Here is a 21,237-nt window from a genome sequence, read left to right on the forward strand (position 1 = left end):
AAGATGACGGTCTTAGAAATAGACTTACTGGATGAAACAAATAATTTACCAGATGAAGATAAACAGCTAGTTGAAAACATTCTGCAATTTGCAGCCGGTTATTTAAAAATCGAGGAAGGCACTGAACTCTCTCTTACATTTACGACAAACGAAGGCATTCAAGAGATAAATCGAGAGTATCGCAATAAAGACCAAGCAACAGATGTTATTTCGTTTGCGCTAGAAGAAATGGGCGACGGCGAAACAGAAATTGATTGGGGAGATTTTGACCTCGAGACTCCACGAATGCTCGGTGATATTATCATTTCAACTGAAAAAGCAGAAGAACAAGCGAAAGATTACGGACATACAAAAGCAAGAGAATTAGGTTTTCTAGCAGTTCACGGATTACTGCATTTGCTTGGTTATGATCATATGGAGCCTGACGAGGAAAAAGTAATGTTTGGCTTACAAAAAGAAGTGTTGGATGCTTATGGACTCGAAAGATAGAAAGTATAAACGTAGTAAAAACTATGCAGAGTCCTTTCAGCACGCTTTTACCGGACTGAAAACTGCTTTTTTAGAAGAACGAAATATGAGGTTTCATACATTTGCGGCACTTGCGGTAGTTATTTGTGGCTTTTTCTTTCATGTGACTAGATCTGAATGGATTTTATTAATTCTATCTATTTTTGGTGTATTAACGTTAGAAATGGTCAATACAGCAATTGAAAGAGCCGTGGATGTTGCAACAGAGCAATACATTGATGAAGCGAAAAAAGCAAAAGATGTTGCTGCTGGTGCAGTTTTACTTGCGGCAATTGTAGCAAGTTTTATCGGACTAATTATATTCATACCATACTTTTGTCAGATGTTTTTATAAAAAGAAGGGATTGTGACTTGGTAAATGAAAGAAAATAATTTTATCTCACTCGCTAAACAAGCAAGAGAATTTGCGTATGTTCCTTACTCGAAATTTCCAGTTGGAGCAGCTCTTGTAACGAAAGATGATGAAGTCGTGTTAGGTTGTAATATCGAAAATGCTTCTTTCGGCTTAACAAACTGTGCTGAACGGACAGCAATTTTCAAAGCTGTATCTGAAGGAAAAAGAGATTTTAAACAGTTAGTTGTAGTAGCAGATACAGAGGGACCTGTATCGCCTTGCGGGGCATGCAGACAAGTTATTAGTGAATTTTGTGCGCCAGATATGCCAGTAATTTTAACAAACTTAACAGGAAAAACAGCGACGGTAACTGTGAAAGACCTTTTACCAGGCGCATTCACATCGGAGGATATGTTATGAGTGAACCATTTAAATCAGGATTTGTCGCTATAGTTGGGCGACCGAACGTTGGTAAATCAACTTTATTAAACCATATTATTGGTCAAAAAATTGCGATTATGAGTGATAAAGCGCAAACAACTAGAAATAAAGTTCAAGGTGTATTTACAACAGACGAATCACAAATTATTTTCATCGATACACCAGGAATACATAAACCAAAACATAAATTAGGCGACTTTATGGTAAAAATCGCCTTAAACACATTTCAAGAAGTAGACTTGATTTATTTTGTTATCGACGCTTCCACCGGTTTTGGCCGCGGCGATGAATTTATCATTGAAAAGCTTAAAAACGTCCAAACACCTGTATTTCTTTTAATTAATAAAATTGACTTAATTTCACCAGAAGATTTAATAAAACTTATTGAACAGTACCGGGAACTTATGGATTTTGAAGAAATAATTCCGATTTCTGCGCTTGAGGGAAACAATGTTCCTAATTTATTAGAACAAACGAATGCTAACCTTGAAATCGGCCCAATGTATTATCCAAAAGATCAAATTACCGATCATCCAGAACGCTTTATTATTTCTGAATTAATTCGTGAGCAAGTTTTACAATTAACGCGTGAAGAAGTACCGCATTCTGTTGCTGTAGTTATTGAAGGCATTGAAAAAAATCCTAAAACAGAAAAACTAACTATTAATGCAACTATTATTGTGGAGAGAAGTACACAAAAAGGCATTATTATTGGTAAACAAGGCCAAATGCTTAAGCAAATTGGTATGCGAGCAAGGAAAGAAATTGAAAGTTTGCTCGGCTCCAAAGTATTCTTAGAAATTTGGGTAAAAGTTCAAAAAAATTGGCGTGACAAAGAACATTATTTACATGATTATGGTTTTGACCGCGAAGAATATTAATAAAAAAGCATCTGGTACACAAATTTGTGTACCAGATGCTTTTTATTTATTCAGTCCAGCTATAATTGTCATACTCTATACTATAAGGACCAAAATTATATACTTCATAATAAAGTGTTAACTCTTTTGTTTCACCTGGCTGAACATCACCAGTGAAACTATCTTCGGTAATTTGTTGTCCATAATCTTCAGCGGCATCATCGTACAGCGAGATATCCTCTGAATAAAACGGAAGAGGGTCAGTGCCCGTATTTTCAAATTTCACTTTGACTTTATAAATATCATAACCATCATTCTTTTGAGACACTTCAGGTTTATAAACAGTTATAGTGCTGTCATTTTCTAAAACAACAGGCTCACCATAATCTACATCCGTATAATCATTATAATAATCTTCGTCATAGCTTTCTGCATAATCATTAGTATAAACATCGGTACCACTACCACCGTAAAAAGAAAATGGATTATTAAAGCCTTGAAGTAAACTAACTGTTGCTAAGTTTAACCCAGCTAACAATACATAAAAACCAATACCAAATGATAATCCAGCGACAATAATGCCGGCCCATCTTTCCTTTCTAACAATAAGCAAAATAATTCCCACAACTACACCTATGAATGTGAGTATAAACAAGCTGATCAATAATATAAGTAACATATCCATAGAATAAAAAATCCTTTCTTTCTTGCCTTTTTCTCTATTTTACAATAGCAAGTCGCGGAAAGATAGCAAAAAATATAAAAAGACACAATCGTTTAGAAAATGTTATAATAAAAAGAATGAAAAAGGAGGGTTGCCACATGGAAAAATGCGAAGGAATCGTGATACGACAGACGAGTTATCGTGAATCAGATAAAATAGTCCGCATGTATACGCGTGAATTTGGAAAAATTGGTGTGGTTGCTCGTGGCGCAAAAAAAACCAAAAGTAGATTAGCTGCTGTAACACAATTATTTACAAATGGATACTTCACTTTTTTTGGAGGAAACGGGCTTGGTACGCTTCAACAAGGAGAAGTTATCGAAAATTTTTCTTCCATTCAACAAGATATTTTTATGACGGCTTATGCCACTTATGTATGCGAGTTATTGGATAAAGCAACCGAAGAACGCCAACCAAATCCATATTTATATGAGCTAACTTTTCAAATTTTACGTGACATTGATGAAGGATATGATCCGCAAATTCTAACCCAAATTTATGAAATGAAAATGTTACCTGTGTTAGGACTTTACCCAACTATGGATAAATGCGCTATTTGCGGGGAGACGACAGGACATTTTGATTTTTCAACAAGAAGTAACGGAATTATTTGCCATCGCTGCTTTGATAAAGACCGCTACCGGATGCATTTACCGGAAAATGTAGTAAAACTTTTAAGGCTATTTTTTATATTTCAATTAGACCGATTAGGCAATATTGATGTGAAACAAGAAACAAAAGAATGGCTCCAAAAAGCTATTGATACTTATTACGACGAATATTCTGGTTTATATTTAAAAAGCAGGAAATTTTTACGTGATATGGATAAATGGGAAAATATGTTAAAAAAAGATAGCGATGATTGACTTTTTCGCAAAAATACAGTATCTTTTAATATATCAACTAATAGGTACATTGAAGGAAAATAGTAACAAAAAGCTCTATTTTTAGCGAGTTCGGGTGTGGTGTGAGCCGAATATTTAACTTTTTGTGAAGGCGTTCTGGAGTACAGCGAAATCAAGGTGGGAATTGTTTAAATTCCAAATAGGGTGGAACCGCGAGATAACTCTCGTCCCTATATGCTTTAAATCAGCATATAGAGACGAGAGTTTTTATATTGGCTGAATTATTTTGGAGGTGGAAGCAATGAATTTACAAACAATGATTAGAACGTTACAAGATTATTGGTCCGAACAAGGTTGTATTATGTTGCAATCGTATGATGTGGAAAAAGGTGCTGGTACAATGAGCCCTTATACTTTCTTAAAAGCAATTGGTCCAGAACCTTGGAAAGCAGGTTATGTGGAGCCTTCTCGTCGTCCAGCAGATGGCCGTTACGGAGAAAATCCAAACAGATTATTCCAACATCATCAATTCCAAGTAGTGATGAAACCTTCTCCTGACAACATTCAAGAGCTTTACCTTGGCTCATTAGAAAAATTAGGAATTAACCCGTTAGAACATGATATTCGTTTTGTGGAAGATAACTGGGAAAACCCTTCGTTAGGATGCGCAGGACTTGGATGGGAAGTATGGTTAGATGGGATGGAAATCACTCAATTTACTTATTTCCAACAAGTAGGCGGCTTAGAATGTTTCCCAGTTACATCTGAAATTACTTATGGTGTGGAACGTTTAGCAAGTTATATTCAAGATAAAGAAAATGTATTTGATTTAGAATGGACAGAAGGTATTAGCTATCGCGATATTTTCTTCCAAGCAGAATTCGAAAACTCCAAATATGCCTTTGAAACTTCTAATACAGATATGCTATTAACTCTTTTTGACACATATGAAAGAGAAGCAGCTCGTCAAATGCAAGAAGGACTAGTTTTCCCAGCGTATGACTATGTATTAAAATGTTCGCATACCTTTAACTTACTAGATGCTCGCGGCGTTGTTTCAGTAACTGAACGCGCACAGTATATCGGTCGTATCAGAAATTTAGCAAGACGTATCGCCAAAACATTTTATGAATCACGAGAAAAACTTGGCTTCCCATTAGTCAAAGAAGAGGGAGGAAAACGTCATGAGTAAAGACTTTTTATTAGAAATTGGTTTAGAAGAAATGCCAGCGAAGTATGTGACTAGCTCTGTATTACAACTGGAAAAACGAGTAACAGATTGGTTAAAAGACAACCAAATCGAATTTAAAGAAATTAAAACTTATTCTACACCAAGACGTTTAACTGTCCTAGTAGAAGAAATGGCTGAAGAACAAGCTAATCGTGTGGAAGAAGCAAAAGGCCCTGCCAAAAAAATCGCTCTAGACGACGAAGGTCACTGGTCGAAAGCTGCATTAGGATTCGCCAAAAGTCAAAAAGTAGCACCAGAAGATTTAACTTTCCGCGAAATTAAAGGTGTGGAATATATTTACATTAAAAAAGAAGTAATCGGCGAAAAAACAACTGCGTTACTTCCAAGCCTAGAAAAAGTAGTAACAAGTATGACTTTCCCAGTAAGTATGCACTGGGGTAGTAATGATTTACGTTATATTCGCCCAATCAAATGGCTTATCGCAATGTTTGGCGAAGAAATTATCCCATTTGAAATCACTGGTGTCTCAACTAGTAATACTTCCCGTGGTCATCGTTTCTTAGGGAAAACAGCCACAATCAATCAACCGAGCGACTATCCACATGCATTATTAGAACAATTTGTCGTTGTTAATGCTAGTGAACGCAAACAGGCTATTGTAGAACAATTACGTGAACTAGAAACAATGGAAAATTGGCAAATCAGAGAAGATGACGATTTATTAGAAGAAGTAACTAATCTTGTCGAATATCCAACTGTATTAGCGGGTAATTTTGAAAAAGAATATTTGGAACTACCTGAAGAAGTTTTAATTACGACGATGAAAGAACACCAACGTTACTTCCCAGTTTTCAGCCAAGAAGGAGAATTATTGCCTCATTTTGTAACCGTTCGTAATGGTAACCATGAAAATCTAGATACAGTGGCACGAGGAAACGAAAAAGTACTACGCGCTCGTTTGTCAGATGCTGATTTCTTCTATCAAGAAGATTTAAAAATAACCATTGACGAAGCAGTTGCTAAATTACAAAATATCGTTTTCCATGAAAAATTAGGTACTTTGACAGAAAAAATGAAACGTGTGCAAAAAGTGGCATTGATGCTTGCTGATTACTTAAATTGGCAAGAAGAAGATAAACAAGACATTATCCGCTTAACAAATATTTATAAATTTGATTTAGTAACCAATATCGTTGGTGAATTCCCAGAATTACAAGGTTTAATGGGCGAAAAATACGCCTTATTACAAGGTGAAAAACCAGCAATCGCAACAGCCATTCGCGAACATTATTTACCAAGTTCAGCAGAAGGCGTTTTACCGCAAACAGACCTAGGTTCCCTTATCGCGATTGCGGATAAATTAGAAACATTAATTGGCTTCTTCTGTGTAAATATTGTACCAACTGGTTCTGCTGATCCGTTTGGTTTACGTCGTAGTGCCTTTGGGGCGATGCGCATTATCCAAGCAAATGGTTGGGACATTCCAATGCTTGAAGTTATTTCTCGTATTGTGGACATGGAACGTGCAGAAGGTGCTACTGAATTACCAAGTGCAGATGTGAAAAAAGAAGTGCAGACCTTCTTGAAAAATCGTCTACGTGTTATTTTACAAGGGCATCATATTCGTCATGATATTATTGACGCTGTTATCGGCGGGGATCCAAATGTGATTCCGCAACTGATTGACCGCGCTCAAATCTTAAATAAACATGCTGATGCAGAGTGGTTCCGTCCAACTATCGAAGCTTTAACACGAGTAGTTAAAATTTCTAAAAAATACGAAGATGGCGTAGAAGTGGATCCGAACTTATTTGAAAATGAATACGAACAAGAGCTATTCGATAAATTAGAAAAACTAAAATATGATTATGCTGGTTTAACAATTGTTGATAGACTTAAAGCATTTGCAGATTTACGTACAACAATTGATGCATATTTCGATAACACGCTAGTGATGACTGATAACGATGAACTAAAAAATAATCGTCTTGCACTTCTATTCGAACTGGCAAGCTTTATTAAAGAATTTGCTCAAATGGATGAAATTAATGTAAAATAAAAGTAAGATTTTGAGCAAAGAGGAGGAAGTATGTATGACTCAACCAGCCGTATACGTGGTTTCCGATTCAACAGGAGAAACGGCCGAACTCGTGACAAGAGCAGCACTTAGTCAATTTGGTCAAACACCGAAGTTTATCCATCGTTTTCACCATGTCGATTCTTCTCATATGATTGAAGAAATTGTTGACTTAGTGGCAGTGAACAATGGCATAATCGTGCACACCATTGTACTCGAAAGCGTTCGTGAAGAGCTTAATAAAACTGCTCAAGCTTTCGGCGTACCGATTATTGACTTATTTGGGCCGCTTTTAAATCAGTTAGAAGAAACCTACAAGATTAAACCACTTTCTGAACCTGGCCGCGTTCGTTCGATGGATGAAGCTTATTTCAATAAAGTTGCCGCAATCGAATTTGCCGTAGAGAATGACGATGGTCGTAATCCAAGAGGCATTTTGCAAGCGGATTATGTATTAATTGGTATTTCAAGAACCTCAAAAACTCCTTTATCGCAATATTTGGCGCTTAAAGGATTAAAAATCGTCAATATTCCAATCGTTCCAGAAGCACAAATCCCAGATGAACTTTTTGAAATTGACCCTAAAAAAATAATTGGTCTAAAAATTAGTAAACAAAAATTAACGAAAATTAGACAAGAGCGTTTAATTTCGATTGGTTTACCTGGTGCTGGTACTTATGCAAGTAATCAACGAATTGATGAAGAATTAGCGATTTTTAATAAACTAGCCAGTAAATTAAATTGTTTCGTGTTAGATGTGACTAATAAAGCCATTGAAGAGACTGCAAACGAGATTTTAATCCACATTGGTGAAATTGTTGATGAAAATTTAGAATTATAAGAAGGACTTTTGCTTTTTATGGCGAATATATATATTATACGGGAAAAACTGCTTGTAAAAATTAGTTACTTCCCGTATAATCTAAATTCGCTTGTGAAAAAGCCAAATCTACGAATAATATTAAAAAAACGGGTTAAAAACTCGTTTTTTAACTTGCCTTCATAGATTTTAAGAGAGGATGGAATATGTGCCAAAAATTTTAGTTGATGCCGATGCTTGCCCGGTAAAAGCAGAAATAAAACAAGTCGCCGAACAATTTCAGTTAGACGTTATTTTTGTGGCTTCTTTTAACCATTACTCTGTAAATACAAACGGAGAAAATTGGATTTTTGTAGATACTGGCAAAGAATCAGCGGATATGCGAATGATGAATTTAGCAAACAAAGGTGATATTATCGTAACGCAAGATATTGGCCTTGCTAGCATTCTACTTGCAAAAGGTACGTATGTCTTTTCGAATCGGGGCGAACTTTACCGAGAAGAAGAAATGTCATTAATGTTAGATATTCGCTATAGACATGCCAAAGAAAGGCAACAAGGCAAATATAGCAAAGGTCCTAAAGCAATGAGCGATCAAGATCGTGTGCTTTTCAAAGACCGGATGACTACATTTTTCAAAAATAAGTAAATAGGAGTTGACTGTCAAGATGGCGCGGATTCCTGAAGAAGTAATAGATCAAGTCCGGAATCAAGCGGATATAGTCGATATTATTGGTAATTATGTCCAATTAAAAAAACAAGGTCGTAACTATTCTGGCTTATGTCCATTCCACGGCGAAAAAACGCCTTCCTTCTCTGTATCACCAGAAAAACAAATTTTTCATTGTTTTGGTTGTGGTAAAGGAGGAAATGTCTTTTCATTTCTAATGGAACATGATGGGCTAACGTTTGTAGAATCTGTCAAAAAAGTCGCGGATATGAGTCATTTAGACGTCGATATTGAACTTCCAGAAGAACGTGATACAAGCAATTTGCCAAAAGAAACTTCTGAAACAGCCAAAATGGTTGAAATGCACCAACTTACAGCCAAACTCTATCATTATATTTTGATGGAAACAGAAGAAGGGGCAGCTGCTTTAACGTATTTGAAGGAACGAGGTATGTCGGAACAAATGATGGCATCCTTCCAAATTGGATTTGCGCCAAACCATCATGCCACAATCACTTCTTTTCTTGAAAAAAGAGGGATGGATTTGCAACTGGCTGGCACGGCTGGGCTTTTATCTGAACGTGATGATGGGCAAATGGTTGACCGTTTTCGTAATAGAATTATGTTTCCAATTACGAATGATCGTGGTCAAATTAATGCTTTTTCTGGTCGTTTGTTTGACCGTGACGATGGACCAAAATATTTAAATAGTCCTGAAACACCTATTTTTAATAAAAGACGAACTTTATTTCATTTTTCAGAGGCAAGACAGGCTATTAGAAAACAAGAAGAAATCACGCTTATGGAAGGCTTTATGGATGTCATTTCCGCAGAAGAAGCTGGCGTTCAAAATGCGGTTGCTTCGATGGGAACAAGCTTAACGGAAGAACATGCTGATTTAATTAAGCGTCTTACAAATCGTGCTATTATTTGTTACGACGGGGACCGAGCTGGAATTGAAGCAGCGTTTAAAGCAGGAACGCTTTTAGTTGAGCGTAATCGTTTAGATGTTTTTGTTTTGCAACTCCCAGCAGGAAAAGATCCAGATGACTTCATTAGAGCAAGTGGTGCAGATAAATTCAAAGAAATCTACAAACAGCAACGAATGACTTGGACAGCTTTTAAAATCAACTATTTACGCAAAGAACGTAATTTGCAAAACGAAACAGATCAAATCGCTTATATCGATGACTGTTTACGCGAAATTGCTAAGCTTGATCAAGCTGTTGAACGAGAATTATACTTAAAGCAACTAGCAGATGAATTTGAATTAACTATTGAAACTTTAAAACAACAATTGCAACAATCGCTAAAGAACACACACAAAGAACGACAAAACCAAAGCTATAATGAACCACCAATAGATGATTCTTTTATGGGGATGATTCCGCAAGAAGACTCAGAGATGCTCTTTTCCTTTGAGCAACCAACTCAGAAATTATCTGCACACACTACTGCAGAACAGCAACTCATGAAAGCAATGATGGAAAATCGGGATAGTTTTCTTTTGATTAAACAACTTCTAGGTGATACAGAATTTTATCATGATAACTATCAAGCACTCTATACCTATTTAATTGGCTATTTTGCTGAAGGTAACGATGCAGATCCACATAAGTTTATGGATAGCGTACCAGATGCAGGAATGAAAGGACTTATAAGCAGTCTAGAAATGGTTATTAGTCCAGATGAACAAGGTAAAACACAGTTTGAAGACTACATTAAAAGTCTCAAACGTTTTAAATTAGAACAAGCAAAGAAAGAACTCGAGCAACAACTAGCGGCTTTTAATCGTGAAAACGACAAAGAAAATGAAATTCGCGTGATGCTTGAAATCGTCCAACTCAACCGTAAGTTAAATAGCGGTCAATTGGATTAATAACGTTTTAAAACCGCTAAATGATGGTATTATTACCTAAGAGAAGCCTTTTAATAAGGTTAGCGGCATTTTGGAAGGAGGAATACAGGCAGTTATGAGTGATAAAACACAAAACACAAAACCAGTTGCTGAACTTAATGTTGAGCAAGTAAAAGAAGCCCTGATAGAAGAAGGTAAGAAAAAGGGGATTTTAACTTATGCAAAAATCGCTGCCAGATTAGCTCCATTCACTTTAGATTCCGATCAAATGGATGAGTATTTAGAACATGTCGGTGAAGCAGGCATTGAAGTTTCTGACGATGCAGACGACGAGGATCCAGATGAAACAGAACTTGTAAAAGAAGAAACCGAATCCTTTGATTTAACAGATATGAGTGTGCCACCAGGTGTTAAAATTAATGACCCAGTGCGCATGTATCTAAAAGAAATTGGTCGAGTAGACTTACTTACTGCCGATGAAGAAATAGCTTTAGCGAAACGCATTGAAGCTGGTGACATTGAAGCAAAAGGTCGTCTTGCAGAAGCCAACCTACGCCTTGTAGTAAGTATTGCAAAACGTTATGTCGGTCGAGGTATGTTATTCCTAGATTTGATTCAAGAAGGTAACATGGGACTAATGAAAGCCGTTGAAAAATTCGACTTTAACAAAGGATTTAAATTCAGTACCTATGCAACATGGTGGATTCGTCAAGCGATAACCCGTGCGATTGCGGACCAAGCTAGAACAATCCGTATTCCGGTGCATATGGTAGAAACAATTAACAAATTAATTCGTGTGCAACGTTCATTGCTACAAGATTTAGGCCGCGATCCTTCACCAGAAGAAATCGGTGAAGAAATGGACCTACCAACTGAAAAAGTTCGGGAAATTCTAAAAATCGCTCAAGAACCAGTTTCACTTGAAACACCAATCGGCGAAGAAGACGATTCACACCTTGGTGATTTTATTGAAGACCAAGATGCGACTTCACCGTCCGATCATGCAGCTTATGAATTACTAAAAGAACAACTTGAAGATGTGCTTGATACATTAACAGACCGGGAAGAAAATGTTCTTCGCTTACGTTTTGGTCTAGATGATGGTCGTACGCGCACTTTAGAAGAAGTTGGCCGTGTGTTTGGCGTAACTCGTGAACGGATTCGTCAAATCGAAGCAAAAGCTTTACGTAAATTACGTCATCCAAGCCGCAGCAAACAATTAAAAGACTTCCTGGAATAATGCACAACCGGGCAGGAGGACAAAATGTTCTCCTGCCTTTTTAATGAAAAGGAAAGCAGGGAATCAAATGAACGAGGAACAACTATCGAAGCGACTCGAAAAAGTAGCTTCTTACATAAAAACAAACGAACGAATTGCTGACATCGGTAGCGATCACGCGTATTTACCATGCTTTGCAATCAAAAATAAAACAGCTTCTTTCGCAGTCGCAGGTGAAGTTGTCGATGGACCTTTTAAGTCTGCGCAAAAACAAGTACGGACTTCTGGCTTAACTGATCAAATCGATGTAAGAAAAGGAAATGGTTTAGAGGTTATTGAAAAAGATGACAAAATTGATACTATAGTTATCGCTGGGATGGGTGGTACATTAATTCGTACAATTTTAGAGGAAGGCGCTGAAAAACTTGCTGGAGTAAGCAAACTGATATTGCAGCCAAATATTGCAGCGTGGCAACTTAGAGAATGGTCCGAAAAAAATAATTGGTTAATTTCTTCAGAAGCTATTTTGCGTGAAGATAATAAAATATATGAAATCATCGTTCTTGAGCCTTCTGAAAAAGAAATTACTTGGACAAAACAAGAAATCTTTTTCGGTCCTTGCCTATTAAAAGAACAATCAGCTATATTCAAAAGCAAATGGCGTCATGAAGCTAATACATGGCAAAATATTATCCAAACTATCTCCAGTAATCAACCAATATCAGATGAAAATCAAGCAAAAATTCGCGAATTAGAACATAAAATCTCATTAGTAGAGGATGTGCTAAAATGAAAGTCGCAAATGGTTATGAATATACCGCAATAATGGAAAAAATTGCTCCTAAAAAATTAGCAATGGAAGGCGATCCAATCGGCCTTCAAGTAGGAGATTTATCCAAAAAAGTAAGAAAAGTTATGTTTACATTAGATGTATTAGAAGAAGTAGTGGATGAAGCGATTGAAAAAAGAGTGGATTTAATAATCGCGCACCATCCGTTCTTATACCGTCCAACACAACACATTGATACAACAACGAAACAAGGTAAAATGATCAAAAAACTTATTAAGCACGATATTACCGTTTTTGCTGCGCATACGAATTTAGATATTGCTCAAGGCGGAGTGAATGATATTTTAGCTGATTTACTGCATTTACAAGATACTACGATGATTGAGGAAACTTATACAGAACCTTATTGCAAAATTGCTGTTTATGTCCCGGAAAATGAACTAGAATCTGTCCGTTTAGCACTTGTAAATAATGGGGCAGGACAAATAGGCACAAATTATACAGAATGTACTTTCCATACAACTGGAATTGGTTCATTTAAACCAGGTACAGACGCAAATCCGACTATCGGTGAAAAAGAAACTTTAACTTCTATTCCTGAAGTTAAAATAGAAGCGATTTTCCCTCAATATTTAACCGAAACAATCACAAAAGCTGTGAAAATTGCTCATCCATATGAGGAACCAGCAATCGATGTATATACACTCGAAACACAGACTTACAAAGAAGGACTTGGTCGTGTCGGAACTTTACCTAAAAAAATTAGTATGGTTTCTTTTATTGATAAACTAAAAACAGCTTTCGCAATTGATAATGTTCGTTTTGTCGGAGATTTAAAAGCTAACGTCCAAAAGGTAGCCATTATTGGTGGGGATGGAAATAAATTTATTCACCAAGCAAAAGCTACGGGTGCCGATGTTTTCATTACAGGAGATGTTTATTATCATACAGCTCATGATTTACTAGCTATTAATTTACCGACTATTGATGCCGGACATAATATCGAAAAAGTAATGAAAGGCTACTTGAAAAACAAAATGGAAGAACAAGCTAAAATTTTAGATTATGAAGCAGAATTTATTGTTTCAGAGGTCAATACGGATCCTTTCCAATTTTGTTAATTAAAAACGACTAATTTCTTTTATGGAAATTAGTCGTTTTTTTGCGTTATTTCTTTAAAAAATTCTGTAATTAGCATAATCGATTTGATTGTTTTGACAAAGTTGTCTTATCGCGCGCACGAATGACCTAATATGTGCTATAATGGCTACTAGGTATAGAACGGAGTGGAAATATTTTATGACGAAGAAATCAAGGTTTGACCAATTTGGCTTTCAACCTTTTATTGGACTTGCAATAGATAAATTAGGATTCTATGAGCCAACAGAAGTACAACAGAAGCTAATCCCAGGCATTTTAAAAGGTGAAAGTATCATTGGCCAATCTCAAACTGGTACAGGGAAAACCCATACTTTTATTTTGCCAATTATTAACAATGTGAATCCTGAAAAAGATGCAGTACAAGCGGTTATTACGGCACCAAGTCGCGAGCTTGCTACTCAAATTTATAATGAAATTCGCAAAGTAACGAAATTTAGTGAAAAAGAAATCGCTGTTCAACTCGTTATTGGTGGTACGGATAAACAACGTGCAATTGATAAACTGAAAAAACAACCACAAATTATTGTTGGAACACCAGGTCGTATTAATGACTTAATTCGCGAACAAGCCTTATTTGTTCATACTGCTAAAACATTAGTTATTGATGAAGCAGATATGACGCTTGATATGGGCTTCTTAAACGATGTCGACCATATTGCTGGAAAAATGCCTGCTAATTTACAAATGCTTGTTTTTTCCGCGACAATTCCGCAAAAATTAAAACCATTTTTAAGCAAATATATGGAAAATCCACGTTATGAGCACATTCAACCAAAAGTTGCTGCTTCAAAAACAGTGGAACATCGTATTATGGCAACTCGTAGCCGTAATAAACTTGATTTACTTAAAAATGTTTTAGTTGGTTCACAGCCTTATTTAGCGATTGTTTTTACTAATACAAAAACAACTGCTGATGAAGTAGCGAACGGTTTAATCGAACGTGGGCTAAAAGTAGCGAAAATCCATGGCGATGTAAATCCTCGTGAACGTAAACGGACGATGAAACAAATCGAAAACTTAGATTATCAATATGTTGTTGCGACAGATTTAGCTGCTCGTGGTATTGATATTCAAGGAATTAGTCATGTTGTAAACTATGAATTACCAGATGATCTCGATTTTTATATTCACCGTACTGGCCGTACTGGACGTGCAGGACATTCAGGTATTGCACTTACTTTATTTGAACCGGCAGATGAAGATCGCCTAAATCAACTGGAAAAAATGGGTATCGAGTTTAAGCATGTGGACTGGAAAAATAAAGAATTCGTTACACTAGAAGACCGCAATCGCCGTGCAAAACGTGAAGCTAAACGTGAAACAGCTGATCCGCGCGAAATCGGTATGCGTAAAAAAGCAAAACAAAAAGGTAAACCAAACTATAAAAAGAAAATCAACTATAAAATGAACGAAATCAAACGTCGTGAAAGACGGAAAAAACGATAAGTGAGGAATGAATTTATGTTAAGACTAGGTTCTCATGTATCAATGAGTGGAAAGAAAATGCTTCTTGGCGCAAGTGAAGAGGCAGCTTCTTACGGCTCAAATACGTTTATGATTTATACTGGCGCTCCGCAAAACACGCGTAGAAAGCCAATTGAAGAGTTAAATATTGAAGCAGGGTTAGAACACATGAAAGCTCACGATATGGCTGACATCGTTGTCCATGCGCCTTATATTATCAATATTGGTAACTCAGTTAAGCCGGAAACATTTGAATTAGGCGTTAATTTCTTACAATCTGAAATCGAACGTACGCGTGCGCTAGGTGCAAAACAAATCGTCCTTCATCCCGGCGCGCATGTCGGTGAAGGTGCGGACAAAGGAATTAAACAAATTATCCAAGGGCTTAACGAAGCATTAATACACGATCAAGATGTACAAATCGCTTTAGAAACAATGGCTGGAAAAGGTTCTGAATGTGGTCGCACTTTTGAAGAACTAGCACTAATTATTGACGGTGTGACTCATAATGAATTATTATCCGTTACTTTTGATACATGTCATACACACGACGCTGGTTACGATATTGTCAATGATTTTGACGGAGTGTTAAATGAATTTGATAAAATTATCGGTATTGACCGCTTAAAAGTGTTACATATCAATGATAGTAAAAACGAGCGAGGCGCACATAAAGACCGCCATGCTAATATTGGTTTTGGTCATATCGGCTTTGATGCACTTCACTATATTGTTCATCATCCACAATTATCGAACATTCCAAAAATCCTTGAAACGCCATACGTTGGTGAAGATAAAGCATCGAAAAAACCGCCATACAAATGGGAAATTGCCATGCTAAGAAATGGTGAATTTGATCCAGATTTGTTAAATAAAATTCAAAACGACTAAAAGGAGACGAAAATAATGACAAAAACACTTGTATTCGGTCATAAAAATCCAGATACAGATACGATTTGTTCTGCCATTAGTTACGCAGAATTAAAAAAAGCACAAGGAGCAGATATTGAAGCGGTTCGTTTAGGAGAGCTTAATAGTGAAACATCTTTTGTACTTGATTATTTCCAAGTAACAGCTCCTCGCTTAGTTGAAACTGTTGCAAATGAAGTTTCTGAAGTCGCACTTGTTGACCATAATGAACGCCAACAAAGTGTGGATGATATTGACGATGTGACAGTAGTTGCAGTCGTTGATCATCACCGCATCGCTAATTTCGAGACATCTGATCCACTATACTACCGAGCTGAGCCAGTTGGATGTACTACTACAATCCTTCTAAAAATGTTCCGTGAAAATGAAGTAGAAGTAAGTAAAACAGTCGCAGGCTTAATGCTTTCCGCAATTATTTCTGACACACTTCTTTTCCAATCACCAACGTGCACAGAAGAAGATAAAGTGGCTGCTGAAAAATTAGCACTCATTGCAGACGTTGATATTCAAGCATACGGTATGGAAATGCTAAAAGCTGGAGCAGATGTTAGCAAAAAAACAGTTGCTGAACTATTGCTTGATGCGAAAGAATTCAACATGAACGGCAGCAAAGTAGAAATCGCTCAAATCAATGTTGTCGATGTAAACGATGTACTTAGCCGTCGCGCAGAAGTTGAAGCACTTATGACACAAAATATTGTGGATAAAGGACTTGATTTGTACTTATTTGTCATCACTAATATTCTTACTAATGACTCGGTTGGAATTGCTATTGGTTCCAAGACAGCCGTTGTAGAAGAAGCATATGGCGTTAAATTTGTGGAAAATCAAGCACCACTTAAAGGTGTCGTATCTCGTAAAAAACAAGTTGTTCCAATCTTAACGGATACTTTTGCTAAATAATTATACGAACCTGGAAATGCTCCAAGCTTTCCAGGTTTTTTTTGCTATTTTTTAATTCGAAGTAATTACGATTTACATTTTAACCAATCTTTTATATACTAGTAAAAGCGGCTAGCAAATGCTGTCAAAGGAGAAACATGAATGAACAAAATCATAGAAGTAAATAATGTAAGTTACCATTATGACAAAGAACATGCCTTAGAAAACATTCATTTTCAAGTGGAAAAAGGCAGTTTTACTGGTTTAATCGGCCCTAACGGCTCAGGTAAATCAACTATGTTAAAATTAATCCTTGGTGTACTCAAAAAACAACAAGGAAGTATAGCTTTATTTGGAGAAAAACAAGCAGATTTCAAAGATTGGGTCAAAATTGGCTTTGTTTCTCAAAAATCGAATGCTTTTAATTCCGCTTTTCCTGCTACTGTGAAAGAAGTCGTTGCAAGTGGTTTAACAAAGAAAAAAGGCTTATTTAAAACATTGAATAATCATGATAAGGAAGATATTGATTATGCTTTGAAACGAGTTGAAATGACGGATTATCTACATCGCAATATTGGCGAACTTTCCGGTGGTCAACAACAACGTGTTTTTATCGCGCGTGCATTAGTTAGTAGACCAGAGCTTTTAATTTTAGACGAGCCGACTGTTGGAGTCGATGTAGAAAATGTAAAAGTATTTTATGAACTTTTAGCAGAATTAAACCGGACAGAAGAAATGACGCTTTTACTCGTAACGCATGATTTAGTTGCAGTGAATACGTATGTTAATCATGTTATTAGTATTAATAAACGAATTATTTTTGACGGTTCAGCCCATGAATATCAACATTATTTGGCCGACCGCGAACTTGAAATATTAGCAGAACAACGTAGAAGGGAGGATGCTTGCCTTGATTGCGACGCTTCTCCAGTATGATTTTATTCGTAATACCTTTATCGTTGGTATTGTTATTGGTGTTATCGCTCCACTGCTCGGAAGTTTCATCGTAGTAAGAAAGCTTTCGTTAATGGCTGATGCGCTCAGCCATGTGACGTTAGGTGGGATTGCGGTTAGTTTATTCTTAAGTAAAACTTATTTGCCACTAACAGCACTTAATCCGTTATATCTAGGTTTTGGTTTTTCCGTAGTTGGATCTTTATTAATGGAGAAATTACGAACCGTTTATAAACATTTTGAAGAACTAGCCATTCCGATTATTATGTCGGCTGGTATGGGTTTTTCTGTTATTTTTATTTCTTTAGCCAATGGATTTAATACTGATTTATTTAGTTATTTATTTGGAAGTGTAAGTGCCGTGAGTCGGACTGATATGATTACGATCGTTGTTACAGCAATCATCGTATTTATCGTTATATTATCCTTATATAAAGAGCTATTTTTGTTATCATTTGACGAAGAATATGCAAAAGTTTCCGGTTTGAAAGCTAAAATATTCGATATTATTTTTATGGTTTTAGTCGCTTTAGTTATTGCGTCTTCCATGCGAATCGTTGGTATTTTACTTGTATCATCCTTAATGACATTGCCAGTTGCAGCAGCGATTCGGATTGCCAAAGGATTTAAACAAACTATCTTACTTTCAATTTTATTTGGTGAAATTGCGGTTATCGGCGGTTTATTTACAGCTTATTATTTAAATTTAGCTCCTGGTGGGGCAATCGTCATTATTTCTGTTTTACTTTTAATCATCACCATTTTATATCAAAAAATACGTCAAAAAATATTAATTTCAAAACGAGGTGAGGAAAATGGGACTTACAGCAACTGAAGCGCTCATGAAAATGAAAGAAAAGGGCTATAAGCATACTGATAAACGTGAATTTCTAATTAACTTACTAGCTCGTAAAAATAAATATTTAACAGCCAAAGATGTGTTAGAAAATATGAAAGACGATTTTCCGGGAATTAGTTTTGATACAATTTACCGTAATCTCTCCTTATTTGTTGAGTTAGGTATTTTTGAAGAAACAGATCTTTCTGGTGAACGAAACTTCCGTCTGGCGTGTACACATGAGCATCATCACCATCATTTTATTTGTATGAAATGTGGTAAAACAAAAGAAATTATGATGTGTCCAATGGATTTTCTAACAGAAGCTTTACCTGGTTACCAAATTGATGGTCATAAATTTGAGGTTTACGGCGAATGCCCAGAATGTTTACAAGCCTCTTAATAGTAAAAAAGGTCCGCATTCAGGACCTTTTTTTATTTTGGAGATAATGTTCATAGTTATTTCATATTTGTTTCTTATTCTCGACACTTTTTATCGTTAAAGTAATAAGTAGCCGAAAGAAGAAGGAGAGGAACAGTTTGACAAAATTAAAAAAAGTGATGATTTCCCTAGTAGCAGCGACACTACTTTTACTTGCTGGATGCGGAAGTAGTGCAGTAGTAAAAACAGATGCAGGAAATGTCACACAAGACGAGCTATATGAAGCGATGAAAACGACTTACGGTAATGAGGTCGTGCAACAACTTACTTTCAAAAAAATCTTAGAAGATAAATACACTGTTACTGAAAAAGAAGTAAATGCAGAATATAAAAAATACGAAGAACAGTACGGTGACTCATTTGAATCAACCTTATCGTCCAATAATTTAACAAAAACTTCTTTCAAAGAAAATTTAGAGTATAACCTTCTAGTTCAAAAAGCAACAGAAGCAAATATGAATGTAAGTGAAAGTAAACTAAAAACATACTACAAAACTTGGGAGCCAGACATCACTGTGCGACATATTTTAGTAGATGATGAAGCGACAGCCAAAGAAATTCAAACTAAATTGAAAAATGGTGAGAAATTCGCTGACTTAGCTAAAGAGTACTCAACAGATACTGCAACTAGCACAAATGGCGGACTATTAGATCCATTTGGTCCTGGTGAAATGGACGAAACTTTTGAAAAAGCTGCTTATGCACTTAAAAATAAAGATGATGTAAGTGGAATTGTTAAATCAACTTACGGCTACCATCTGATTCAATTAGTGAAGAAAACAGAAAAAGGCACTTATGCAAAAGAAAAAGCAAACGTAAAAGCAGCCTATATAAAATCTCAATTAACTTCTGAAAATATGACAGCTGCCCTTAAAAAAGAATTAAAAGCAGCTAATATCGATATTAAAGATAGTGATTTAAAAGATGCATTTGCTGACTATACAAGCACTTCATCTTCTAGTTCAACATCCACATCTAATTAAAGTTACTTCAGATCCACCAATAAAAAAAGCCCTTTACTGGTTTTGATTCCCGTCAAAAACACACTCCAGTAAAGGGCTTTTCTATATGACCAAACGAATAACAGCCATTGATATAATTCCTACAACAACAATCCACATTAAATTTTTCGTTAGAATAGCTGCAATGATAGTTGGTAACGTGGCAAGTAGGTTTTCAATATTAATACTAGGAAAACTATTTTCGTTTGTAATGAGAAGACTTTGAACGAAAAGAGCAGTCAGTATGCATAACGGTACATACGATAAATAGCGAATCACAACACTGGGTAGTTGCAGCTTTCGAACGAAGATAAAAGGTAAGACGCGTGGAATAAATGTCACTAAACCACAGCCTAAAATAACGAGTAACGTATAATTACTTATTGCCATTTTTCAACTATCACTCCAATCAAACAACCAAGTAAGGTAGCCGCTAAAATGGCTAATTCTGGTGTCATAAAACGCATAAACACGATTAATAAAATCGCGACCATTAACATAATAACTAAACTTGTCGCGATTTTTTTACTTTTATCGCTAACGACTTGTAAATAGAGCAAGCCGATAAACATTGCTGATAACGCAAAATCAAGACCAAACTGTTCTGGATTTGGCAACCAATTCCCAATGAAAGAACCTAAAATACAAGCGGCAATCCAAGCTATGTAGGCTGTTACGTTAATTCCGTGCATCCATTTTGCGCTAACTGGTTTTTTATTGCCAATTTGATTCATTGAAACGCCAAATGTTTCGTCCGTCAGAAGCGCCCCAATCCCAATGTTATTCAAAAGGGAATATTTTTTAAAATGAGGAGCTTCGGCCATACTCATCAAAAAATGCCGTGAATTAATTAAAAAAGTAGTAAAAATAATAGCTGAAATAGGGCTTTGTAATAATAATAATCCCGAAATAATAAACTGAGCAGCTCCAGCATAGACGATAATAGCGAGTAACGTTACTTCTAAGACGCTTAAGTGAGAAGCCCTTCCAACAACACCAGCAGCTATCCCAATACCAGCATAACCTAGTACAGTTGGCAAACAAGCCTTCACACCATCATAAAAACTAAGTTCGATTTCTTTTTCCAAAAAAACTCCCCCTTAAAATAAAACTAGGAGCCTTGATGTTAGGCTAACAGTTATATATTCTTTTTTACTAAAAGGTCAAATCTTCATGTGCGCTCGTTCAAAGCAATCGCTCCTTTTAG

At 36.1% G+C, this 21,237-nt stretch carries 23 protein-coding genes and 1 other annotated feature; of the genes, 20 read left to right on the top strand and 3 right to left on the bottom strand.

The window, feature by feature from the left end:
- The first annotated feature begins 3 nt into the window (after positions 1–3).
- The 4 genes from ybeY to era are packed head-to-tail and all read left to right on the top strand — an operon-like array spanning position 4 to position 2,184.
- Positions 4–489 (top strand): rRNA maturation RNase YbeY, encoded by a 486-nt coding sequence (gene ybeY / locus AC4PG0_RS01215; RefSeq protein ID WP_003762298.1) that lies wholly within the window; start codon positions 4–6, stop codon positions 487–489.
- The gene (locus AC4PG0_RS01220; protein ID WP_003771868.1) at positions 467–862 is read left to right on the top strand and encodes a diacylglycerol kinase family protein; all 396 of its coding nucleotides are present in this window, start codon (positions 467–469) and stop codon (positions 860–862) included. Before ybeY ends, AC4PG0_RS01220 begins: the two co-directional genes overlap by 23 nt.
- Before the next feature lie 24 nt (positions 863–886).
- Positions 887–1,282, top strand: a complete 396-nt coding sequence (locus AC4PG0_RS01225) for a cytidine deaminase (RefSeq protein ID WP_003762294.1) — start codon at positions 887–889, stop codon at positions 1,280–1,282.
- Positions 1,279–2,184 carry a GTPase Era gene (gene era, locus AC4PG0_RS01230; protein ID WP_003762292.1) on the top strand — a complete coding sequence of 302 codons (906 nt, stop codon included), beginning with the start codon at positions 1,279–1,281 and terminating at the stop codon, positions 2,182–2,184. The genes AC4PG0_RS01225 and era overlap by 4 nt, the downstream gene beginning before the upstream one ends.
- Positions 2,185–2,230: 46 nt before the next feature.
- Here the strand turns inward: era and AC4PG0_RS01235 are convergent, their stop codons facing one another.
- The gene (locus AC4PG0_RS01235; RefSeq protein WP_010991564.1) at positions 2,231–2,848 is read right to left on the bottom strand and encodes a DUF4352 domain-containing protein; all 618 of its coding nucleotides are present in this window, start codon (positions 2,846–2,848) and stop codon (positions 2,231–2,233) included.
- A gap of 137 nt (positions 2,849–2,985) precedes the next feature.
- On the opposite strand from AC4PG0_RS01235, the gene recO reads away from it, so the two are divergent.
- The 16 genes from recO to prsA1 all read left to right on the top strand — a co-directional run bounded on the left by recO (position 2,986) and on the right by prsA1 (position 20,012).
- Positions 2,986–3,753 carry a DNA repair protein RecO gene (gene recO, locus AC4PG0_RS01240; RefSeq protein WP_010991563.1) on the top strand — a complete coding sequence of 256 codons (768 nt, stop codon included), beginning with the start codon at positions 2,986–2,988 and terminating at the stop codon, positions 3,751–3,753.
- A 40-nt stretch (positions 3,754–3,793) separates the two neighbouring features.
- Positions 3,794–3,967 (top strand) — a binding site (T-box leader).
- Between the two features lie 66 nt (positions 3,968–4,033).
- A complete protein-coding gene (gene glyQ / locus AC4PG0_RS01245; protein WP_003766904.1) occupies positions 4,034–4,924 on the top strand; it encodes a glycine--tRNA ligase subunit alpha in 891 nt (296 codons plus the stop codon).
- Positions 4,917–6,983, top strand: a complete 2,067-nt coding sequence (gene glyS, locus AC4PG0_RS01250; protein ID WP_492167687.1) for a glycine--tRNA ligase subunit beta — start codon at positions 4,917–4,919, stop codon at positions 6,981–6,983. Before glyQ ends, glyS begins: the two co-directional genes overlap by 8 nt.
- A 34-nt stretch (positions 6,984–7,017) precedes the next feature.
- Entirely contained in the window at positions 7,018–7,842 is an 825-nt protein-coding gene (locus AC4PG0_RS01255) for a pyruvate, water dikinase regulatory protein (protein WP_003721963.1), read from the top strand.
- Positions 7,843–8,029: 187 nt separating this feature from the next.
- Positions 8,030–8,470 (top strand): YaiI/YqxD family protein, encoded by a 441-nt coding sequence (locus AC4PG0_RS01260; protein WP_003762282.1) that lies wholly within the window; start codon positions 8,030–8,032, stop codon positions 8,468–8,470.
- A gap of 19 nt (positions 8,471–8,489) precedes the next feature.
- Complete coding sequence (dnaG, locus tag AC4PG0_RS01265) at positions 8,490–10,370, top strand: DNA primase (protein ID WP_033533028.1); 1,881 nt, start codon at positions 8,490–8,492, stop codon at positions 10,368–10,370.
- A 94-nt stretch (positions 10,371–10,464) separates the two neighbouring features.
- Complete coding sequence (gene rpoD, locus AC4PG0_RS01270; protein WP_003730430.1) at positions 10,465–11,589, top strand: RNA polymerase sigma factor RpoD; 1,125 nt, start codon at positions 10,465–10,467, stop codon at positions 11,587–11,589.
- A 67-nt stretch (positions 11,590–11,656) separates the two neighbouring features.
- Positions 11,657–12,361 (top strand): tRNA (adenine(22)-N(1))-methyltransferase, encoded by a 705-nt coding sequence (locus AC4PG0_RS01275; protein ID WP_010991559.1) that lies wholly within the window; start codon positions 11,657–11,659, stop codon positions 12,359–12,361.
- Positions 12,358–13,479, top strand: a complete 1,122-nt coding sequence (locus AC4PG0_RS01280) for a Nif3-like dinuclear metal center hexameric protein (protein WP_003771850.1) — start codon at positions 12,358–12,360, stop codon at positions 13,477–13,479. Before AC4PG0_RS01275 ends, AC4PG0_RS01280 begins: the two co-directional genes overlap by 4 nt.
- A 178-nt stretch (positions 13,480–13,657) precedes the next feature.
- Positions 13,658–14,965, top strand: a complete 1,308-nt coding sequence (gene cshB, locus AC4PG0_RS01285; RefSeq protein WP_003766896.1) for a DEAD-box ATP-dependent RNA helicase CshB — start codon at positions 13,658–13,660, stop codon at positions 14,963–14,965.
- 15 nt (positions 14,966–14,980) lie between these two features.
- A complete protein-coding gene (locus AC4PG0_RS01290; RefSeq protein ID WP_492167688.1) occupies positions 14,981–15,874 on the top strand; it encodes a deoxyribonuclease IV in 894 nt (297 codons plus the stop codon).
- A 15-nt stretch (positions 15,875–15,889) separates the two neighbouring features.
- Positions 15,890–16,816, top strand: coding sequence for a manganese-dependent inorganic pyrophosphatase (locus AC4PG0_RS01295; protein WP_492167689.1), 927 nt, complete (start codon positions 15,890–15,892; stop codon positions 16,814–16,816).
- 141 nt (positions 16,817–16,957) lie between these two features.
- A complete protein-coding gene (gene zurA, locus AC4PG0_RS01300; RefSeq protein ID WP_492167968.1) occupies positions 16,958–17,731 on the top strand; it encodes a zinc ABC transporter ATP-binding protein ZurA in 774 nt (257 codons plus the stop codon).
- Entirely contained in the window at positions 17,706–18,584 is an 879-nt protein-coding gene (gene zurM, locus AC4PG0_RS01305; RefSeq protein WP_492167690.1) for a zinc ABC transporter permease ZurM, read from the top strand. The genes zurA and zurM overlap by 26 nt, the downstream gene beginning before the upstream one ends.
- On the top strand, positions 18,565–18,990 hold the full coding sequence (gene zurR / locus AC4PG0_RS01310) for a transcriptional regulator ZurR (protein ID WP_003721950.1): 426 nt from the start codon (positions 18,565–18,567) through the stop codon (positions 18,988–18,990). The genes zurM and zurR overlap by 20 nt, the downstream gene beginning before the upstream one ends.
- 137 nt (positions 18,991–19,127) lie before the next feature.
- Complete coding sequence (gene prsA1, locus AC4PG0_RS01315) at positions 19,128–20,012, top strand: post-translocation chaperone PrsA1 (protein WP_003762269.1); 885 nt, start codon at positions 19,128–19,130, stop codon at positions 20,010–20,012.
- Positions 20,013–20,093: 81 nt separating this feature from the next.
- Here the strand turns inward: prsA1 and AC4PG0_RS01320 are convergent, their stop codons facing one another.
- Both AC4PG0_RS01320 and AC4PG0_RS01325 read right to left on the bottom strand, forming a co-directional pair.
- On the bottom strand, positions 20,094–20,420 hold the full coding sequence (locus AC4PG0_RS01320; protein ID WP_267669139.1) for an AzlD domain-containing protein: 327 nt from the start codon (positions 20,418–20,420) through the stop codon (positions 20,094–20,096).
- Entirely contained in the window at positions 20,411–21,118 is a 708-nt protein-coding gene (locus tag AC4PG0_RS01325) for an AzlC family ABC transporter permease (protein WP_010991553.1), read from the bottom strand. The genes AC4PG0_RS01320 and AC4PG0_RS01325 overlap by 10 nt, the downstream gene beginning before the upstream one ends.
- Between the last annotated feature and the right edge of the window lie 119 nt (positions 21,119–21,237).

The sequence above is a fragment of the Listeria sp. MAN/IMW/UF464 genome (assembly GCF_058683955.1).